The following is a 15,750-nucleotide window of genomic DNA, read 5'->3' on the forward strand; positions in this document are numbered from 1 at the left end:
GGGCTGAATCAAAGCAGAGGAAGAACTCAGACAAAACAAGGATGCCTGTCCGGCATTTAAAACCGTGGCGTAACGCAAGAGCAAGCGTGTGGGAACTCCATAGCCGTTGGGATACGACCCAGTTCGCAGTGTTCGCCCAGGATTCGGTTTCACGGGACGAAATCAAACATTCTGTTGGCACGTAAGCTTCCAGAAGTTTCATCTCAGGTGCGATGAGGTAAGCCAAAGATTGTGGCATCTGAGGAGTTCGTTGAAGGGGGCCGTCCCAAGAATCACCGGAATTAGGCGATGGCTGTTCGTAGGCACGCTCTCTATAGTGAACGTGCTGTGGGCGGCGCGTATCAAGTGCAGTCATAGTGATCCCCAGTGCTCAGGGAGTACTTCAGCCCTACAGTTCTGGAAATAGAGCTTCAGCACCAGTTCCTTTCTTGAATAATACAGGGCGTGGTCAAGGCGCCCAAGGGTCAGAAAGAGTCAATTGGTACTCCTTTCTTCGAACGAAACACCCGAGCATGAGAAGGGGAAATAGGTGTGAATCTCTTCGTCAACTTCGGCTAGCGAGAATGAGTGCGAAAAGCAGGTAAGAATTATGCGTGCTTATTTCGGGTGCGAGGGCGAGATTCATTTGTATGATGTTCGTCGGGAGATCAGCGTTGGCGCGTCGTAGGACTAAGCGAGTTGGCAGTTGGAACGTTCGAATCGGAGGGTTTGTCATGGCTCATCGTCACATCCATGTTTTTCTCTGTGAGGCACTATCTGCTGATCCTGGCAGTGAAGAAGGCCTGAATCGTGAGCATCTGTTTGGGTTGTACATGAGTTGGTGTGTGCTCAACGACCAAGAACCGCTGGCCGCGCAGAGCCTTTGGATGGAACTGAGAGCCAACCATATAGATCCGGACAAAAACTCTTTATCGATGACTGGAGCTGCTGCCCTGAATTACATCGTTTCAAGCGCGCCGGACCTAATGTAGCTGTGACTCCCGAGGGTCGAAGACCAACGAAGGCCGAAAAAGTTACGTAAAACCAGCAACCCGTATTCATTCCACGTGTTGCGGCCCGCGGGAGGATCGGTGCTCTCGCTGGCTAATGCCTCGCAACGGAACTCACGGGTGGGGATACAGAGGGAGTCCGCGTTGGCAGTCTGCCATCTTTGTGATTGTCACTATCGGGTCAGTTTTTTCGTCTCTTTTGAGGTTGCATGCTCATCGTTATCTGGGACTGGATGTGGGCGCCTGACTACGGGCTTGCGCCCCCACATTCTTTAGGCGTCTATGCTCGTGCTGGGGAACCGTTCCCAGACGCGATGAGTGCCAAGTAGTTCTGTCATCAAGGGAACGAGGCTGTCAGGGTCGGCACTTGATACAACTCCGGCAGCGTGTTCAGCGATACCTGCTTCGGTGAGTCGCTCTGTGCCAAGACCCCAGGCGCCGATGGCTTTAGAGTGACGGAAAGCTTCCGAGAGCATGAGCGTAATCCGCGGGTCTATTGTGCCCGATGGGTTGGCATCTTTTGTATCGAAACCAGTCTTCGCATCCGATGCGGGCTTTTCGTGGCCGGCAAGAACGATTGCGTCGAATTCCGTTGATCGGGCTGTGAGGTAGGTTCTCTGCACGCTCACCGTTGTTCCCGATTCGTCGGTGAGAGAACCTCCGGTGGGGGAGATGACGAGCGGAACGATGCCCGCGGCATGCAGCTCTTTCTGGACCGCGATGACGTGTGGGAGGTTGCTGGTGGTATCTGCAACGATGCCCACGACGCGTCCGGCAATCGGCCAGCTTCTCCCCAACTGAGATAATGCCGGGCTTGGATCTACAACCTCGAATTTCACCGTGGGCTCAGGTGGGCTCATTCCCAGGCCTGCAGCGACTGCCGCACATAGTGCAGCATCGATGTTTGCCAGGGACAGGAGTTGCCGTTCTCGCACGGGAGTTTCATAGCATTTGCCAAGTTCAAACGTGTAAGCCTGAATGATGTGTTCTTGTTCCACCGCTGTCATGGACATGAAAAACAGCCGAGCCTGACTGTAATGGTCATCAAAAGATGCAGGGTTTCGACGTTCCTTCACACTCGCTGGTACGACCTCAGGGAAGTCGATGAAAGCGCTCATGTCCTGCCCGGCAAGAAAAGGGCACCCGCCGTCTAGGGAATTCGGTTTGTAGGGCGCGATGCCACTGTGTACGGCCGTTTGGTGCATCCCGTCGCGCAACATGTCGTTCACCGGGGCGTGGGGTCGATTGATCGGAAGTTGAGCGAAGTTCGGCCCACCCAACCGGGAAATCTGGGTGTCCAGGTATGAGAACAGACGAGCCTGCAGGAGGGGATCATTGCTCACGTCTATACCTGGTACCAAGTGCCCGGGATGAAAAGCTACCTGCTCTGTTTCGGCGAAGTAGTTAGTCGGGTTGGCGTTGAGCGTCATGAGTCCGATGGGCTGAACTGGAGCCAGCTCTTCTGGAATGAACTTCGTAGGATCCAGCAGGTCAATGCCTTCGAACATCTGGTCTTCAGTGTCGGGGAACGTCTGAATCCCGAGTTCCCATTCCGGGAACGCACCGGATTCAATGGCATCTGCTAGGTCCCGCCGATGAAAATCGGGGTCCATGCCGTTGATAATCTGTGCTTCCTCCCACACCAGGGAGTGGACGCCCTGTCTGGGTTTCCAATGAAACTTCACCAGCACTGACTCACCGGCTGTATTGATCAAACGGAACGTATGGACACCAAAGCCTTCCATGGTTCTGTAAGACCGCGGGATACCGCGGTCAGACATGTTCCACATCGTGTGGGCCTGGGCTTCAGTATGGAGAGAGACGAAGTCCCAGAAAGTATCGTGCGCACTCTGAGCTTGGGGGATCTCCCGATCAGGGTGGGGTTTCCCGGCATGGATAACGTCCGGGAACTTAATGCCGTCCTGAATGAAGAACACGGGGATGTTGTTCCCCACAAGATCGTAAGTGCCCTCATCGGTGTAGAACTTGGTGGAGAACCCACGCGTATCTCGGACCGCATCGGCGGATCCACGAGAACCAAGCACAGTCGAGAAGCGGACGAAAACAGGTGTCTCCACGTTGTGAGCGAGGAACCCGGCCCTCGTAATTTTCGCCGCTGTACCGTACGAGAGAAAAGTGCCATGGGCTCCTGCACCTCGTGCATGGATGACGCGCTCGGGGATCCGTTCGTGATCGAAATGTGTGATTTTCTCCCGGAGATGATGATCTTGAAGTAAGAGCGGACCCCGGGGACCGGCTTTAAAGGAATGATCCGTGTCGTTGACTCGTAAGCCTTGGGCTGTAGTCAAGAAAGGCCCAGATTGCCCGCGAGACTGCTCCGGTGCACCCGTGGGGCTACCGGTAGGGGACACCGCTTCGGGACCCCGCTGGTCGGACTTGGGAGCGAGCGGCTCATGTGCGGCCGTTGGCTCTTTCAACGACGGTTCCTGGCTGGAGGGTGCCCCGGGGACCGCCATGTTCTCATCGACTGGCATGCGTTCTCTCCTCTATATGTGTGCCTCAGCCCCCAACAAACTGAAACTAAGCTTGCTTATCACCATAGGTGAAGGTTACTCATCAGACAAAGGAATTCTTTTTATCCCTAGTCTCAGCGGCTCAAATTGTCGAACGAACAATGGCTGGACTGAAGAAGTAAAACTCAGGACCCACGAGAGGTGGTTTGGGGCGGGGCCCGTCATCGAAGCTGATGGATGTAGCGTTGAGGAGCGTCTAGGAAGGATCTGATATGAACATCAGCATGTGGTGGCTTGAGATGGATGTATCCGCGAAGCAGTGGCTACGAGAGAATCTGCGGACGGAGGACCTTCCGGATGAGGTCGCTGCTGCTGTGAAATCTTCTGGTGGGGGAATCACCAGTGGGTCACTGACCCGTGAGGAGTGGGACTTTATCGAGACGCAGTCCGAGCTGGTGGATTAGAGCTGATCTCATCCATGTCTGCCGTGGCGTCACCGACGGAGGAAGTCATCTTTGTTCTGTTCCGGTAAAGCGGCGTCCTGCTCCAGAGGCAGCGCTGAAGAATACTCGATGTGGAGGCTGGAGTTGTGAGTGAATTTTCCGTACTCATCATCGTCCATGGGCGCACGGAACATCTACGACGACTACTGGCGGGCATCGATTCATCAACGGCCCTCCCCGCTGAAGTAGTAATTGTCTATATGGACGAGCCGAACCCCGAGCGGATGGCTTGCAGTGTCCCGTTGAGGATCGTTCATGTTTCATCTCTGGAAAGACAGGCCGGCTTACCCCTGGCCCGTGCGCGCAACGCGGCTGCAGCCGCGGCGACCACGGAAAACTTCGTGTTTTTGGATGTCGATTCAATTCCCTCAACCCGATTGTTTGAGGCGCTGATTGAGGCTTTGGTATTCGAGGATGTGCTGGTTATGGCAGAGCCGAGGTATCTGAGGGCAAAGCTGGGGCATTCTGAGGTTGTCGTCGATGAGCAGTTGTTCGAAAAATCCGTTGCGCACCACACTCGAGTGGATCTTCCAAGAACGACGATCACGTCGAAGTACGAAATGTTTTGGTCGCTTGGCTTCGCTATACGCGCATCGGCATTTGAGAGTGTCGAAGGCTTTGATGAGGGCTACAACGGTTATGGGGGCGAAGATACGGACTTCGCTTTCCGTGTGCGGGAAATTGGGATTCCGGTGCGATTCCTGCTTGCGTCGGTGTTCCACCAACACCATGGCGTGTACGCACCCCCGCTGAACCATTTCACGGAGATTCTTTCCAACGCACGTCGTTTCAGGGAGCGTTGGGGGGTGTGGCCTATGGAGGGTTGGCTACGAGCTTTCGCGGAGCGGGGGCTGATTTCCTGGGCTCCGTCGAACTCGAACCTTGTGGTTCATCGTCTTCCTAAGTCTTCGGAGATCACGGAAGTCTTCAGTACTGCTGCGTACTAGGGACTATCTGGCTGGACCGCTACACACGTCGCGATGAGGTCATGTAGGTTAGCGCGGAAGTCTTGGTGGGAAACGAAGAGGGCTTTGGACAACGTTTTGGGGTCGCGTTTGACTACATCGCTTAGAATCTCTGGCCAAGGGAGGTGAGGGTGCCAAGTATCAATAACGTCTACGTTGGCACTGGAGCGCAGGGCGTTGGCAAATGCGTGTTGTTCGTTGAAGGGCCGATTTTCGGGGATAAGGAGGACGGGCCGGTGAGAGTTTGCAGCCGCGACGACTGCGTTGTGCCCCGCGGAACTGATGATGACATTGGCGGTGACCATGATCGGTGCCGGGTCAGGCAGTACTCCATGGAGGATTAGGTTCCTTGGCAAAGGTGTGGAATCCATGGAAACAGAGCCAACAACGTCCCAGTCCCATTCTGGTGATTCAACGGCAGCACGGGCCAGGTGGCGTAAGGGAATGGATGATGCCAAGGACGTCTGTACGACTACACGGCGCCGTAGCGATCCCTTCGTCCTTTCGGCTTCAGCAAATGGTGTGTTTCCTGTTGGCTCTCCTGCTGTTAGGTAGTGACTCTTGTGACCGTATTTTTTGAGGTGAGAAGGATCTTCGAGTTCGATGGGAAAGTATGCAAAGAGAGCATCTGCCAGTGAATATGCCATTTGGTGGCCTCGGTCTTCGCGGTCGCCTGGCATTCGCCGAAACGCCACCGGATAGCCACTGAGCCTGGCGAAGAGAGCAACTTCAACGGATACATCAACCATGACAACATCGGGAGTGAAGTTCCTCCAAGCCCGATTCAGCTGAAAAAAACGTTGCTGGATGAGACTGTTCGTGGGAGCGAAGTGCAAGAAGGTCTCATCTGCGGGCAAAGCCGTTTCAACATCGTCGCTAACATCAGGACTTAATGCCACGTACTCCAAGGATTCTTTCAGAATCGCGTCGTTCCGGGGGCCAGTGCTGGTCACCTGAAGATCGAAGAGCCTGCAGGCTGCGATTCGTTGCGCGTGGCGTAAATGGCCCGAGCCGACGTGGTGTGCATAGTAGGAGACCCTGAAGGGATTCATTGTTTGCCCGCATCCGGACCCAGCGGGTCCGAAACCATTGAATACAGGATCTTTTCATAGCCCTTGATCATTTCGAACAGGGTGAACCGCTCCGCCCGCGCGAAGACCTGACCCCTGTCCATGTCCCGTGCTCTCAAAGCCGCCACCGCAAGGGCATTGCTGTCACGGTTTCGCGCCAATACCCCTCCCGTTGTGCCAATGAGCTCTTCCATCGCCCCAGATGGCAGCGCCGCTACCGGCGTTCCGCAAGCCATGGATTCCAAGGTTGTGAGACCGAACGGTTCCTCCCACAGCGGGGAGGACAAAAATACTTCAGCTGATGCGATCATGTGCTGAAGGTTGGGCTGATCGAGGTGCCCTAAATACGTAATGTCTTTATCAAGGTGCGGCTCGATCATTGTTCGGAAGTACTCCCGATCGTGGATCGGCCCTGCTATGCGCAACTTGAGCGAAGCCTCCCGGGCCGCCTGTATCGCCACATGCGTTCCTTTTTCGGACGCGATACGTCCGGTCCAGGCAGCTACACCCTTCTGGGGTTCAGACAGGTGATGCCATTGATGCAAATCAATTCCGTTATGGACGACGCCGATCTCAGGTACACAGCTACGCCACGGAACAGCATTCGCCTGGGAAACCGTGACGTAGCGGTTGAGGTGATCGGAAACCCTGCCCCCGTTGTGTTGAAGGATTTCAATAAGTCGGGGCAGCGGAGGAGTGTGGAAAATATGAAGTGTGGGCACTTCCAGCTGAAACCTATGCGGAATCGGGCTGAGAGAATTATTTATAACGACGTCGAAGGAACCTTCGCCGACGGTGCGTACGGCGAGCTCCATCGCCTGATCAAGAATGTCATGCTGGTGATTGGTTCGTTCATCCTCAGGATATCCCTGCACAAGGAATCCTGCTTCCAACACCGGGACCACAGGTGCGCCAACAACGCTGCCCTCCTTCGAAAAAAGGGTCACCTCATGGCCTCGTCCAAGGAGACCCGTGATGAGGTGAGCGGTGTGGGACTCCATGCCACCGGCAAAGGGAGAAGCAATCGGGTGATGTAAATGAGCTAGGACCGCAATTCGAAGCGAGCCCGCGGCAGGCTCTGGAGCGGAATTCGTTCCAGCCTCAATAAGAAGGACGGAATTCGGCACGTGGTGGGAGCTCGTTGGAACTTTGCGGTTCTGTGCGCCGGATGTCTGTTCTCCGTCTCGAACGATGGCGTTGTGAATCAAAGTTAACTCGTCCTAGCTCACGGGCGGTAGAGCACACCGCAGTCGATCCGGTAGTTAAAACACGACTTTACTAAGTAACCTTATCTCCTTCCCAGGCAACTTTTGGATGCAACCCAAATACCAATGGACTGTCGCGCCCTGCGGACCACACCTTCCTCTTTATAGTTCACGGCAGATGATGAAGGACCACCTACTCGCGTCCACTTGTTTTACCCCAGAAGGAATACCACACCAGCGAATCCCAAAACTTCTAGGAAGAACCCGCACCGGATTGAAAGCCACGGAACCGACTGGCACCTGATCACAGTGCGCTAGACATTGAAATCGTCAGTTTCGGGGCACAAAAGAAAACGCGTGATTGAGACCCACCTTGCGGTTGGCTGGTGGTTGTCATATGCGCTGTTGTCAGCGTCAGTAACTCCGGGAATATTGTCTGCGAAACCGTAGGCAGACCCGGTCGCCTACCGTGTTCTATTGGACCGTAAGTTTTCAGAGGTTTATCTGCGATCCGGAGCTGACCTAGAGCCGGGTGGCGACCCGGGGGTAGTCCTTGATGGCCGAAAACCTGGCACGGTTCACGTGTGTAAAGCGCAAGGGTAACCGCAACATAATAGGAGACGCTTACCGCGGCGCTATGCCCATGGAACTAATGAGGCCAACTTTGCGCTTTGGGTGGCGTTTGTTCCTAGAAGTCCCGGTCCAGTGGTCCCGTTTCCGTGACTGGTGTTGTCGAGGAGGGGCTGGCGGAAGTGCTCTTGACGAGCACCGACGGCGTCCAGACCATGTTCGCCGATGTCGTGGATGTGAGTAAGCGGCTGGAATTACTGGTCGCGGTACCGACGGTGATGGTGATGATGGTGCGGGGAATCCCGTTGACCGTGACAGTGGAGGCGCTCATGGTGGCATTGAAGGTGACTGTCGCCCAGGTCCTGGCAAAATTGGCCTTGGTATTGACGGCCCCTAGGTTTATCGCGCTGCCGGATCGTTGGATATCGATTGTGTCGCCGTTATTGCCTTGGCCTAAGAGGTTTCCGTCTCGTAGGCGGACTGTGACGGGTAGGGTGGCGCCGTTCCACCCTGGGGTCACTGATGCCAAGTTGACTGGCTGGCTGTAGCTGAAGTTCAGGGTATCTCCAGCATCTATCCGCCCCAGAACTCCAGAGCCGTTGGCGGCTTGGATGTCCGCGGCGCGAAGGGGGCTATTATCTACCCGACGGTTGGCGACTGTGGCAGAAATCGTTTCTTTACCTTTGGTATCGAGCAGTATGGCGCGAACATCGTAGAGCCCGTCCGCTACTGAGGCGGTGTTCCAGGGGCAATCGAAGGGAGCGGTATTGACCGTACAGCGGGTGGTCCACGTGGTGGTACCAGCGGGGGCCGTTTGGATCCGGACGTTGGTGATACCGGCCGTGGAGTTTGCTGCCGCGCGGAGGGTGATGGTTCCCGTGAGGAACGCGCCCGGGTCGTCGACTGAGACCGAGGCCACGGTGTTATCTACCGTCCGGTAGGAGGTAGCGGCCGAGGTTGAACTGTTTCCCGCCGCGTCGGTGGCGACGGCGCGGAAGCTGTAGGTTCCATAAGCGAGCGTGGTGGTATCAAAACGGCATGTGTAGGGTTCTTCTTCCACGGTGCACATACTCACCCAGGTGCTGGTGCCGGAGCGAAGGTGCTGCACTTGTACCTGTTCCACGCCAGAGAGTGTATCTGAGGCGGTTGCCTGGAAAGTGGTGGTGCCACGCAGAGTTGGCCCTGGGTCTGTCAGGGCAACTGATGGCCCTTGGTTATCGACTTGCACATCGGTGATGACCTCTGAGTACGTGGTGTTGGCGCCAGAGACCGCCACGGAACGTAGATCATAGGTGTTCTCTGGAATGGCTGTCGTGTTCCAGGCGCAGGTAAAGGGGGCAGTGAGGTTTTGGCAGATGGGTTTCCAGTTGTTGGCGTCCGCCACTGAGTATTCCACCCGTACCGTGTAACGGGCTGCCCCGGGGTTGCTGAGCGTCGTCGTGAGGTTTTGGGTACCTCTGAGCGTCTCACCAGGATCGGTAAGGATCACGGCGAACGTATTCGCCACTGTGGTGCCGACGGGCTCTGTAGTGGTGGTGAGCCCGGCGTTGTCTGTGGTCGTAGTGCGCAGGAGGTAGGGGCCATCCGGTAGCGTCGTGGTATTCCAGGCACACGAGAAGGGCGCCGAAACCGGGGTGCATAGATTCACCCACGCGCCGGTGGCTGCTGGGGCGTACTGGATGAGGGCGTTGCGGATTCCGCTCCCAGCATCGGAGGCTTGCGCGGTGAGTACTACAGTTCCTTTCACTGTCGGGCCCGGACTCGGCAGGCTAGCCGAAGGGGGAACCCAGTCCGCTGCGGTACCGAACGTGTTGGCGGCGTTCGCTGTGGTGGCCGTGAACGCAGCGGAAGAAAACACGCTGGCGCCCAAAACCGTGACGGTAACCAACGCTGCGACGATCCCTAGGGCGGTACTCGCCCTCTGCACTAGCGACGGGACCGTATCAACCGCTGTGGCGTCGGGCTGCTGGTGTGATGCCTCTGAACCTGACCCGGCGTTGTCATCGCCCGGGTCACCACCAGTACCGCCACCACCGTCATCGGGGGTTGTGTCCGGGTCATCTTTTGTGGGCCGGCCACGGCTTGTGGTGCCCAGGACCGCGGCAGCTACTGCTGTCAAAGTAATCAAAGCCCACAGGCCAAGAGCGGGGAAGTTGCCGCTGCCTAGCCAGAGGCCAGGCAGGCCCACAGCGGGGATAAGGAGGCGCGCCTGGCCCTTAATCTGGTCCCTGGCGATGGGTGTGCTGTCCACGGTGGTGTTGGCATCGCCGGCTGTGACGAACGTGCCGTCGGTGTTCACTGCCACGATGCGGTGCAGACGAGTCTTTGCCACCCCGCTGGGTTCGGCCTCGGCAGGGCTTCTGTATTCCACGACACCGCCCACCGGCACAGGGTTCGATGGATCCATTGTGGCAGCCAGGACAACGTCACCGGGGGAGATGTGCGGCTCCATGGAACCGCTTTGGACGACCGTGCCGTGCCAACCGAAGAGAGCTGGTAGCACAGCGAAAAGGGCAAGGCTAAGTAAGACACCCAAATACAGTCGTGAGGCCAAAGACGCAACAAAACGCACCCAGCCCTCAGCGGAAAACAGCTCTGCCACCCGGGAAGGGCCCGGCGAGGAGCCGGTCCCTTCCCGGTTCACTACGCTAAAGAAGGTAGGTTACGGGAGGGTGGGAGCGTTAGCTGACTGGAGCTCCCACACGAGGTCGATGCTCGTCCGGGCGCCCTGCAAAGCGTTGACTTGATCCTGGCTCATACCGGTAGTGTCGAAACGCCACGTTCCACGGTAACTTTGCGTTTCGCCAGGATTTCCGGAAGTATCCCACTCCGAACCGCCGCTGGCGAAGTCGCGATTGACCGTCGCCAACGTAGACAGCGGGAGCTCAGGAACCGTGTTGGCAACCGGTGTGAAGCCCGTGCAGTCGTTGAACGAGCCCCCGGTGCCCTGTTCAAGATCGAAGAAGATTTTGGCTTCCAGACCCTTGGATGTGACCAGGTTTTGGGTGTAAGCGCGAACGACGCCAGGAATGTTGGACCGCGAGGTCACCACAATACATTTCTGGCCAGTCTGACCTGGGACGATGTTCTCCACAGTGAAAGCCGCGGAACCCTGATCATCATCTGTGAGCGTCACACTTCCGGAACTCCAGGAGTTTCCGGCATTGCGGGTAGAGGCCGTGAATGCTGCCTGCGATCCTTGCCAAACCATGCCTCCAGCGATCAGAAGAGCCACTGGGGCGGCGGCGAACATACCGATTTTACGGATACGAGAAGAGGGAGTGTTCATGTTCAGAGACCTTGCCATTAGAACGGATAGGAGGGAACGTTTCCTGCCCGGTCTGCCCGTACAACATCCCCAAGATGATGACGCCCCCAAGCACTGACACCCTCACTGTACGGGACCCCGCGGCTATAAGCGAGAGCTTGTGACACAAGTATCAACCCATAACGGTTGCAGGGCCGTTTTGTGGGTATCGTCGATTCTCGAGAGATTTTCTCACCTGCCTAACCCGCACCAAATATCCGCCGTGTGAAGTCGCGGGATCAAAATGTGAACGATTCGAACATCACCTATCGCGGTGAAATTTCCGTGCAGAACCTACAGCGCGCGCAGATGCCAACCGTCATGGACCGCGTCCCTGGTGGGACTGCTGAAGGTCTGATTGGCAGCTATGGCCATGCGGGCTGTATTCTACCTTTCGCATGCAGGTTGCTTTGGGAACCGATGAGTGAGGCACCTACGGCTGCTGCGGGATAGGTGCGTGGAAGGAGGCTTACATGTCCTGACAGATCCAGCGAAGCAATGAAATTTGATTCAGAGGATGTTTGATCGAGTGCCCGCTTTATGCCTGTCAATAGTTGGGGCCCGAGTGCGGTCAGCCCGCCGCCGATCACAACGGTCCCGACTCCAGCGGCTAGTGCTAGTACTCGTACAGCTGCCGCTGTCCCCTTGTAGAGGTCGTTGAGTACGTCATTTGCTCGCGGCTCACCGTTTTGAGCGGCGATGGAGAGAGCCAGCGCTGGTAGCGGGTTACTCGTTGGCCATGAACGCGATATTGCTGAGCCTGAGGCGACAGTTTCAAGACATCCTCTTTGCCCGCAGGGGCATAGTGCACCGCCCGATTGAAATGGAATATGGCCGATTTCCCCGGCCACCCCGTTGCTTCCACGCCAGATGGCACCGTTGCTGACCAGTCCAGCTGCCAGTCCTGTTCCGAGATTCAGATAGGCCATAAGGCTATTGGTGTTTTCGTTCGTTGGGTCCAGCCACCGGTATGCGCCTAGGGCAGCTGCGTTAACATCGTTGTCGACGTTCACTGGGGCACCCATAAGATCGCTCAGCTTTGATCCTAGCTGTAGGCTTTCGAATCCTAGGTTTACTGCGTGTGAGACTTCCCCCGTCCTGTGGTCGACACGACCAGGGATGCCGGCGCCAATCGAATCGAAGGCACTGAACGGTTGGTCACAAAGGATGCGAACCTGTTCGGCTACATGCAGGACTGATTCCACAACGGCTTTTGCTCCGTATCCTGTGGGTTCGGTGGCCCGGTGAATTACTTCTCCGTCGATGACGGCGACCACCTCTGTTTTTGTTCCTCCTATGTCGATGCCGAGTTTCATGCTGTTCTCTGGGGTAAGCCATTTGTAAGTAGTCTGCTGAGCGCTGAACTTAGCAGACGGGAAGCGCCGAAGGTGCAAACATCCGCGACGCTGTCATCCGCGGGCCATCCCATTTCGATGACAATGAGGTCGAGGTCTTGTCGGCGCAGCTCATGGATACGCTGTATAGCTTGTGGATCTAAGTGGAAGTTTCTGCCGACGAAGGCCATTCTGGCTCGTGTGCTCGGAAGGTTGGAGTTGTCGGCAGCGTCGTGAGTCGTACCTGTAAGGCTTGGAGTAGCTGAGTTGTCCTCAAGTGATGCTGGCCCCCAGGGCACGTTCCCTACCGCCATGTTGGCCGTGGTGGCGAGTTGGTATAGCTCGAATGGTTCAGAGCAGCGATCCAGCCATCGTCGGGCGGTGTCGTTGAGCCGGAAGGTGGCGATGATGGTGTCATAGTCTATTTTGGGGCTCATTGCTTGGGTTATCCAGCTTGGGTCGGGCGCATCTTCCGGTGGATGAGTAGGCTTTGGGAGGTGATCAAAGATGCGGGCGACCCGCTCTTGGGCGTCTGCGAGGCGCATGAAGCTGAGCTCACCGGTATTTATTGACTCGACTATTTTGGCGACGATCTGGTTGAAGTCGGTCCCGGTCGTTTCGGAGCCGATGCACAGCAAGTCGGCTCCGGCCGCCAGTGCACGGACCGCGGCTGTCGGTATTCCGATGTCCCCGCTGGCGCCCTTCATATCTAGGGCATCGGTGATGATCACCCCTTCAAAACCAAGGTGATCCCGCAAGAGGTCCTGCAAGATAATTCGCGAGAACGTGGCGGGGTTGTCCGGATCGAGGGCAGGAACCACGATGTGTGATGTCATGATCGTCGCTGTTCGAGCAGCAATGGCCGCTTTGAACGGGTCAAGTTCGCGCTCGAGAAGTACGGATAATGGTGCCTCGACTGTCGGTAGGGCTAGGTGTGAATCCTGTGCGGTATCGCCGTGGCCTGGGAAGTGCTTGGCGCAGGCCGCCGTGCCGGTGGATTGGATTCCGCGAATCCAAGCTGATGAGTGCTTTGCTACCAAAGATGGGTCATCGCCGAAGCTACGGACCCCAATAACCGGGTTGTTTGGGTTCGAATTGATATCGACCGCTGGTGCCAAGTTTAAGTTGCATCCGGTCCGAAGGAGTTCGTGTCCAATCGCAGCAGCCGAGGCGAAGGTTATGGAAGGGTCGTTTAGTCGTCCAAGGACAGCGTTTCCAGGGTAGGGAGAGCCCAACTTGTAGTAGAGGCGGGTCACGTCCCCGCCTTCTTCATCCAAGGTGATGATCGCGCTAGGGTGCAATTCGCGGATCGTGTTGGTGAGCTCCCGGAGTTGGAGCGCAGAATCAATGTTGCTGCCAAAAAGACAAACCCCAGCGAGACCGCCACTAAGTTCCCTTGATAGCCAGTCCGGCACGCGTATGCCAGCGAACCCTGGAAGTAGGCAGCCGACAACCATGCGCCGTAAGTTTTCGTGCTCATCAGTGTTGTTCGTGATCATCCCTTAACTGCTCCTCCTACTAGACCGCTGCTCATTCGGCCTTGGACGAGCAAGAAGAAAATGATGACAGGTACCGAGACCAGAGTTGAGGCGGCCATTACCTGTCCCCAGTCGGTTTCTCTGGTGGCGCTTGACTGCATGAATCCCCGAAGCCATAGGGGGACTGTCTTGCTGGTGTCACTTGTCATGACGACCAGTGCGATAGTGAATTCATTCCATGCTTGCAAGAACGCGTAGACACCGGAGGCAACGAGCCCCGGAGCTAGCAACGGAAACGTAATGCGCAGGAAGGCTTGAGTTCTCGTGAGACCGTCGACCATTGCTGCTTCTTCGAGTTCTACGGGGATTCCGGTGACGAAGCCTCTGAGCATCCAGATGGTGAAGGGCACCACGGCTGCGATGTAAAGGATGCTAATCCCGAGGACGGAGTTAAGAAGGTTCGCATTAGCCATCATTCGGTACTGGGCGATGAACAACCCCTCAGCTGGAAGCATCTGAACAAGTAACAATGCTAAAATGAACCCTTTTCGTCCGCGGAACCGGAATCGGCTGATGGCTAGTGCGCCGAGAAACGCGAAGGAGAGACAGCACACGACCGTTATTGACGTCACCGTCAAACTGACACCGAGAGCGGAGAAGAAAGTTCCAGAAGCGGTCACTGCAACGAAATTGTCCAAAGACCCGCCGAAGGGAATGAAAGTGGGTGTGCTGGATTGCAGGGTGACGTTTGGTAGCAACGCGGAGTTCAGCATCCAATACACAGGGAAAGCCCAGAGTGCAGCTACGAAAAGGGCTAGAGCACCCCACATCAAGGATGAGATCTTGGGTGTCCTGCGCTGAGTGATTCTCATGGAAGTACTCATGTTGCCTCGTCCTCTCGGATCATTCTGCGCACGTAAAGCCAACTCACAGCGAGGGTGAGTACGAGCATAAAGATTGACACTGCACTTGACATGCCGAAATCACCTGAACCTGTTCCTAACTGGTAGATATAGGTACCCAGAAGGTTCGTTTCGCTGGGAACGGAGCCAACATCTTGAAGCATCTTTATCTGCGCGAAGACCCGAAGATCCCAGATAACTTGCAGCAGCAGCACAATGGCCAGCACGGGCCGGATCATCGGAATCGTAATATGGAGTAGGCGCTGCAGCCCGGTTGCTCCGTCCATTTGCGCGGCTTCGAGCACTTCCTCTGACACTTGGCTGAAGCCGGCGTAAACACTGAAGGCGACAAATGGCACGCTCATCCAGGTCACGATGATGGCTGCCACCACATAGAAGGTAAGGGGAGCTGCCAGCCAGTTGTATCCCTGGAAGTTGAGCCCAGCTTCGGTGAGCACCCAGTTCACGACGCTGCGCCTCCAATCGAAGAGCCAGATCCAGACTGTCATTGCCGCTACTAAGGGCATTGCCCATGCCAACAGTAGAGCTGTCTGCAAGATGTTCCTGATGAGCTTGTGAACTCGTTTCATCAGTAGGGCCAGCGCGATACCTATCGCCATTGTGGCACCGGCGCATACAAGGCAGAACGTCAGGGATCGGGCCACGACGGCCCAGGTGTAGCTATCAAACAAGAGCTGAGTGTAGTTCTGTAGTCCAACAAATTTTGGCGGCTGTCCGAACTGCTGAGCTAGGCCAAACTCTTGAAGAGAGGTAATTACTTGCCAGATCAACGGGTATCCCATGGCGGCCACCAGAACCGCTACCGAAGGAATCAATAAAATATACGGTGCGGACAACCTGCGACGTGCACGGTGTGGAGAGCGTGTACCTTGGGCCGAATCTGGTGTCGCTTCGGGCTGGGTTTGAACAGCCGTCATGATCCCGACTCCTTT

12 protein-coding genes are annotated in these 15,750 nt (G+C 56.3%); 3 read left to right on the top strand and 9 right to left on the bottom strand.

Annotation, left to right across the window (positions count from 1 at the left end):
* Nucleotides 1-713 precede the first annotated feature (713 nt).
* Nucleotides 714-971 carry a hypothetical protein gene (locus QMG79_RS00125; RefSeq protein WP_283536548.1) on the top strand — a complete coding sequence of 86 codons (258 nt, stop codon included), beginning with the start codon at nucleotides 714-716 and terminating at the stop codon, nucleotides 969-971.
* 290 nt (nucleotides 972-1,261) lie between these two features.
* On the opposite strand, the gene QMG79_RS00130 is transcribed toward QMG79_RS00125, so the two are convergent.
* Nucleotides 1,262-3,484: a catalase gene (locus tag QMG79_RS00130; protein WP_283536549.1), complete on the bottom strand. Its 2,223-nt coding sequence runs from the start codon at nucleotides 3,482-3,484 to the stop codon at nucleotides 1,262-1,264.
* Between the two features lie 251 nt (nucleotides 3,485-3,735).
* On the opposite strand from QMG79_RS00130, the gene QMG79_RS00135 reads away from it, so the two are divergent.
* Together QMG79_RS00135 and QMG79_RS00140 are read left to right on the top strand one after the other, a co-directional pair.
* Complete coding sequence (locus QMG79_RS00135; RefSeq protein ID WP_283536550.1) at nucleotides 3,736-3,927, top strand: hypothetical protein; 192 nt, start codon at nucleotides 3,736-3,738, stop codon at nucleotides 3,925-3,927.
* 125 nt (nucleotides 3,928-4,052) lie between these two features.
* Entirely contained in the window at nucleotides 4,053-4,913 is an 861-nt protein-coding gene (locus QMG79_RS00140; protein ID WP_283536551.1) for a glycosyltransferase family 2 protein, read from the top strand.
* Here the strand turns inward: QMG79_RS00140 and QMG79_RS00145 are convergent.
* The 8 genes from QMG79_RS00145 to QMG79_RS00180 all read right to left on the bottom strand — a co-directional run bounded on the left by QMG79_RS00145 (nucleotide 4,910) and on the right by QMG79_RS00180 (nucleotide 15,735).
* Nucleotides 4,910-5,680, bottom strand: coding sequence for a hypothetical protein (locus QMG79_RS00145; RefSeq protein WP_283536552.1), 771 nt, complete (start codon nucleotides 5,678-5,680; stop codon nucleotides 4,910-4,912). The genes QMG79_RS00140 and QMG79_RS00145 overlap by 4 nt on opposite strands.
* 299 nt (nucleotides 5,681-5,979) lie before the next feature.
* Nucleotides 5,980-7,002 (bottom strand): glycosyltransferase, encoded by a 1,023-nt coding sequence (locus QMG79_RS00150; protein WP_283537311.1) that lies wholly within the window; start codon nucleotides 7,000-7,002, stop codon nucleotides 5,980-5,982.
* An 892-nt stretch (nucleotides 7,003-7,894) separates the two neighbouring features.
* Nucleotides 7,895-10,420 (bottom strand): signal peptidase I, encoded by a 2,526-nt coding sequence (locus QMG79_RS00155; protein ID WP_349357236.1) that lies wholly within the window; start codon nucleotides 10,418-10,420, stop codon nucleotides 7,895-7,897.
* Between the two features lie 18 nt (nucleotides 10,421-10,438).
* Nucleotides 10,439-11,065, bottom strand: a complete 627-nt coding sequence (locus QMG79_RS00160) for a hypothetical protein (RefSeq protein WP_283536553.1) — start codon at nucleotides 11,063-11,065, stop codon at nucleotides 10,439-10,441.
* 383 nt (nucleotides 11,066-11,448) lie between these two features.
* Nucleotides 11,449-12,399 carry an ROK family protein gene (locus QMG79_RS00165; protein ID WP_283536554.1) on the bottom strand — a complete coding sequence of 317 codons (951 nt, stop codon included), beginning with the start codon at nucleotides 12,397-12,399 and terminating at the stop codon, nucleotides 11,449-11,451.
* The gene (locus tag QMG79_RS00170; RefSeq protein ID WP_283536555.1) at nucleotides 12,396-13,916 is read right to left on the bottom strand and encodes a glycoside hydrolase family 3 protein; all 1,521 of its coding nucleotides are present in this window, start codon (nucleotides 13,914-13,916) and stop codon (nucleotides 12,396-12,398) included. The genes QMG79_RS00165 and QMG79_RS00170 overlap by 4 nt, the downstream gene beginning before the upstream one ends.
* Nucleotides 13,913-14,779, bottom strand: coding sequence for a carbohydrate ABC transporter permease (locus QMG79_RS00175; protein ID WP_283536556.1), 867 nt, complete (start codon nucleotides 14,777-14,779; stop codon nucleotides 13,913-13,915). The genes QMG79_RS00170 and QMG79_RS00175 overlap by 4 nt, the downstream gene beginning before the upstream one ends.
* A complete protein-coding gene (locus QMG79_RS00180; protein ID WP_283536557.1) occupies nucleotides 14,776-15,735 on the bottom strand; it encodes a carbohydrate ABC transporter permease in 960 nt (319 codons plus the stop codon). Before QMG79_RS00180 ends, QMG79_RS00175 begins: the two co-directional genes overlap by 4 nt.
* Nucleotides 15,736-15,750 lie beyond the last annotated feature (15 nt).

The organism is Pseudarthrobacter sp. PS3-L1 (assembly GCF_030063285.1).
Lineage (GTDB): Bacteria > Actinomycetota > Actinomycetes > Actinomycetales > Micrococcaceae > Arthrobacter.

Coding starts and splice junctions, on each gene's coding strand:
- QMG79_RS00125 (WP_283536548.1), top strand. CDS start 714: ATGGCTCATCGTCACATCCATGTTTTTCTCTGTGAGGCACTATCTGCT.
- QMG79_RS00170 (WP_283536555.1), bottom strand. CDS start 13,916: ATGATCACGAACAACACTGATGAGCACGAAAACTTACGGCGCATGGTT.
- QMG79_RS00160 (WP_283536553.1), bottom strand. CDS start 11,065: ATGAACACTCCCTCTTCTCGTATCCGTAAAATCGGTATGTTCGCCGCC.
- QMG79_RS00175 (WP_283536556.1), bottom strand. CDS start 14,779: ATGAGTACTTCCATGAGAATCACTCAGCGCAGGACACCCAAGATCTCA.
- QMG79_RS00150 (WP_283537311.1), bottom strand. CDS start 7,002: ATGGAGTCCCACACCGCTCACCTCATCACGGGTCTCCTTGGACGAGGC.
- QMG79_RS00145 (WP_283536552.1), bottom strand. CDS start 5,680: ATGGTTGATGTATCCGTTGAAGTTGCTCTCTTCGCCAGGCTCAGTGGC.
- QMG79_RS00165 (WP_283536554.1), bottom strand. CDS start 12,399: ATGAAACTCGGCATCGACATAGGAGGAACAAAAACAGAGGTGGTCGCC.
- QMG79_RS00135 (WP_283536550.1), top strand. CDS start 3,736: ATGAACATCAGCATGTGGTGGCTTGAGATGGATGTATCCGCGAAGCAG.
- QMG79_RS00130 (WP_283536549.1), bottom strand. CDS start 3,484: ATGCCAGTCGATGAGAACATGGCGGTCCCCGGGGCACCCTCCAGCCAG.
- QMG79_RS00180 (WP_283536557.1), bottom strand. CDS start 15,735: ATGACGGCTGTTCAAACCCAGCCCGAAGCGACACCAGATTCGGCCCAA.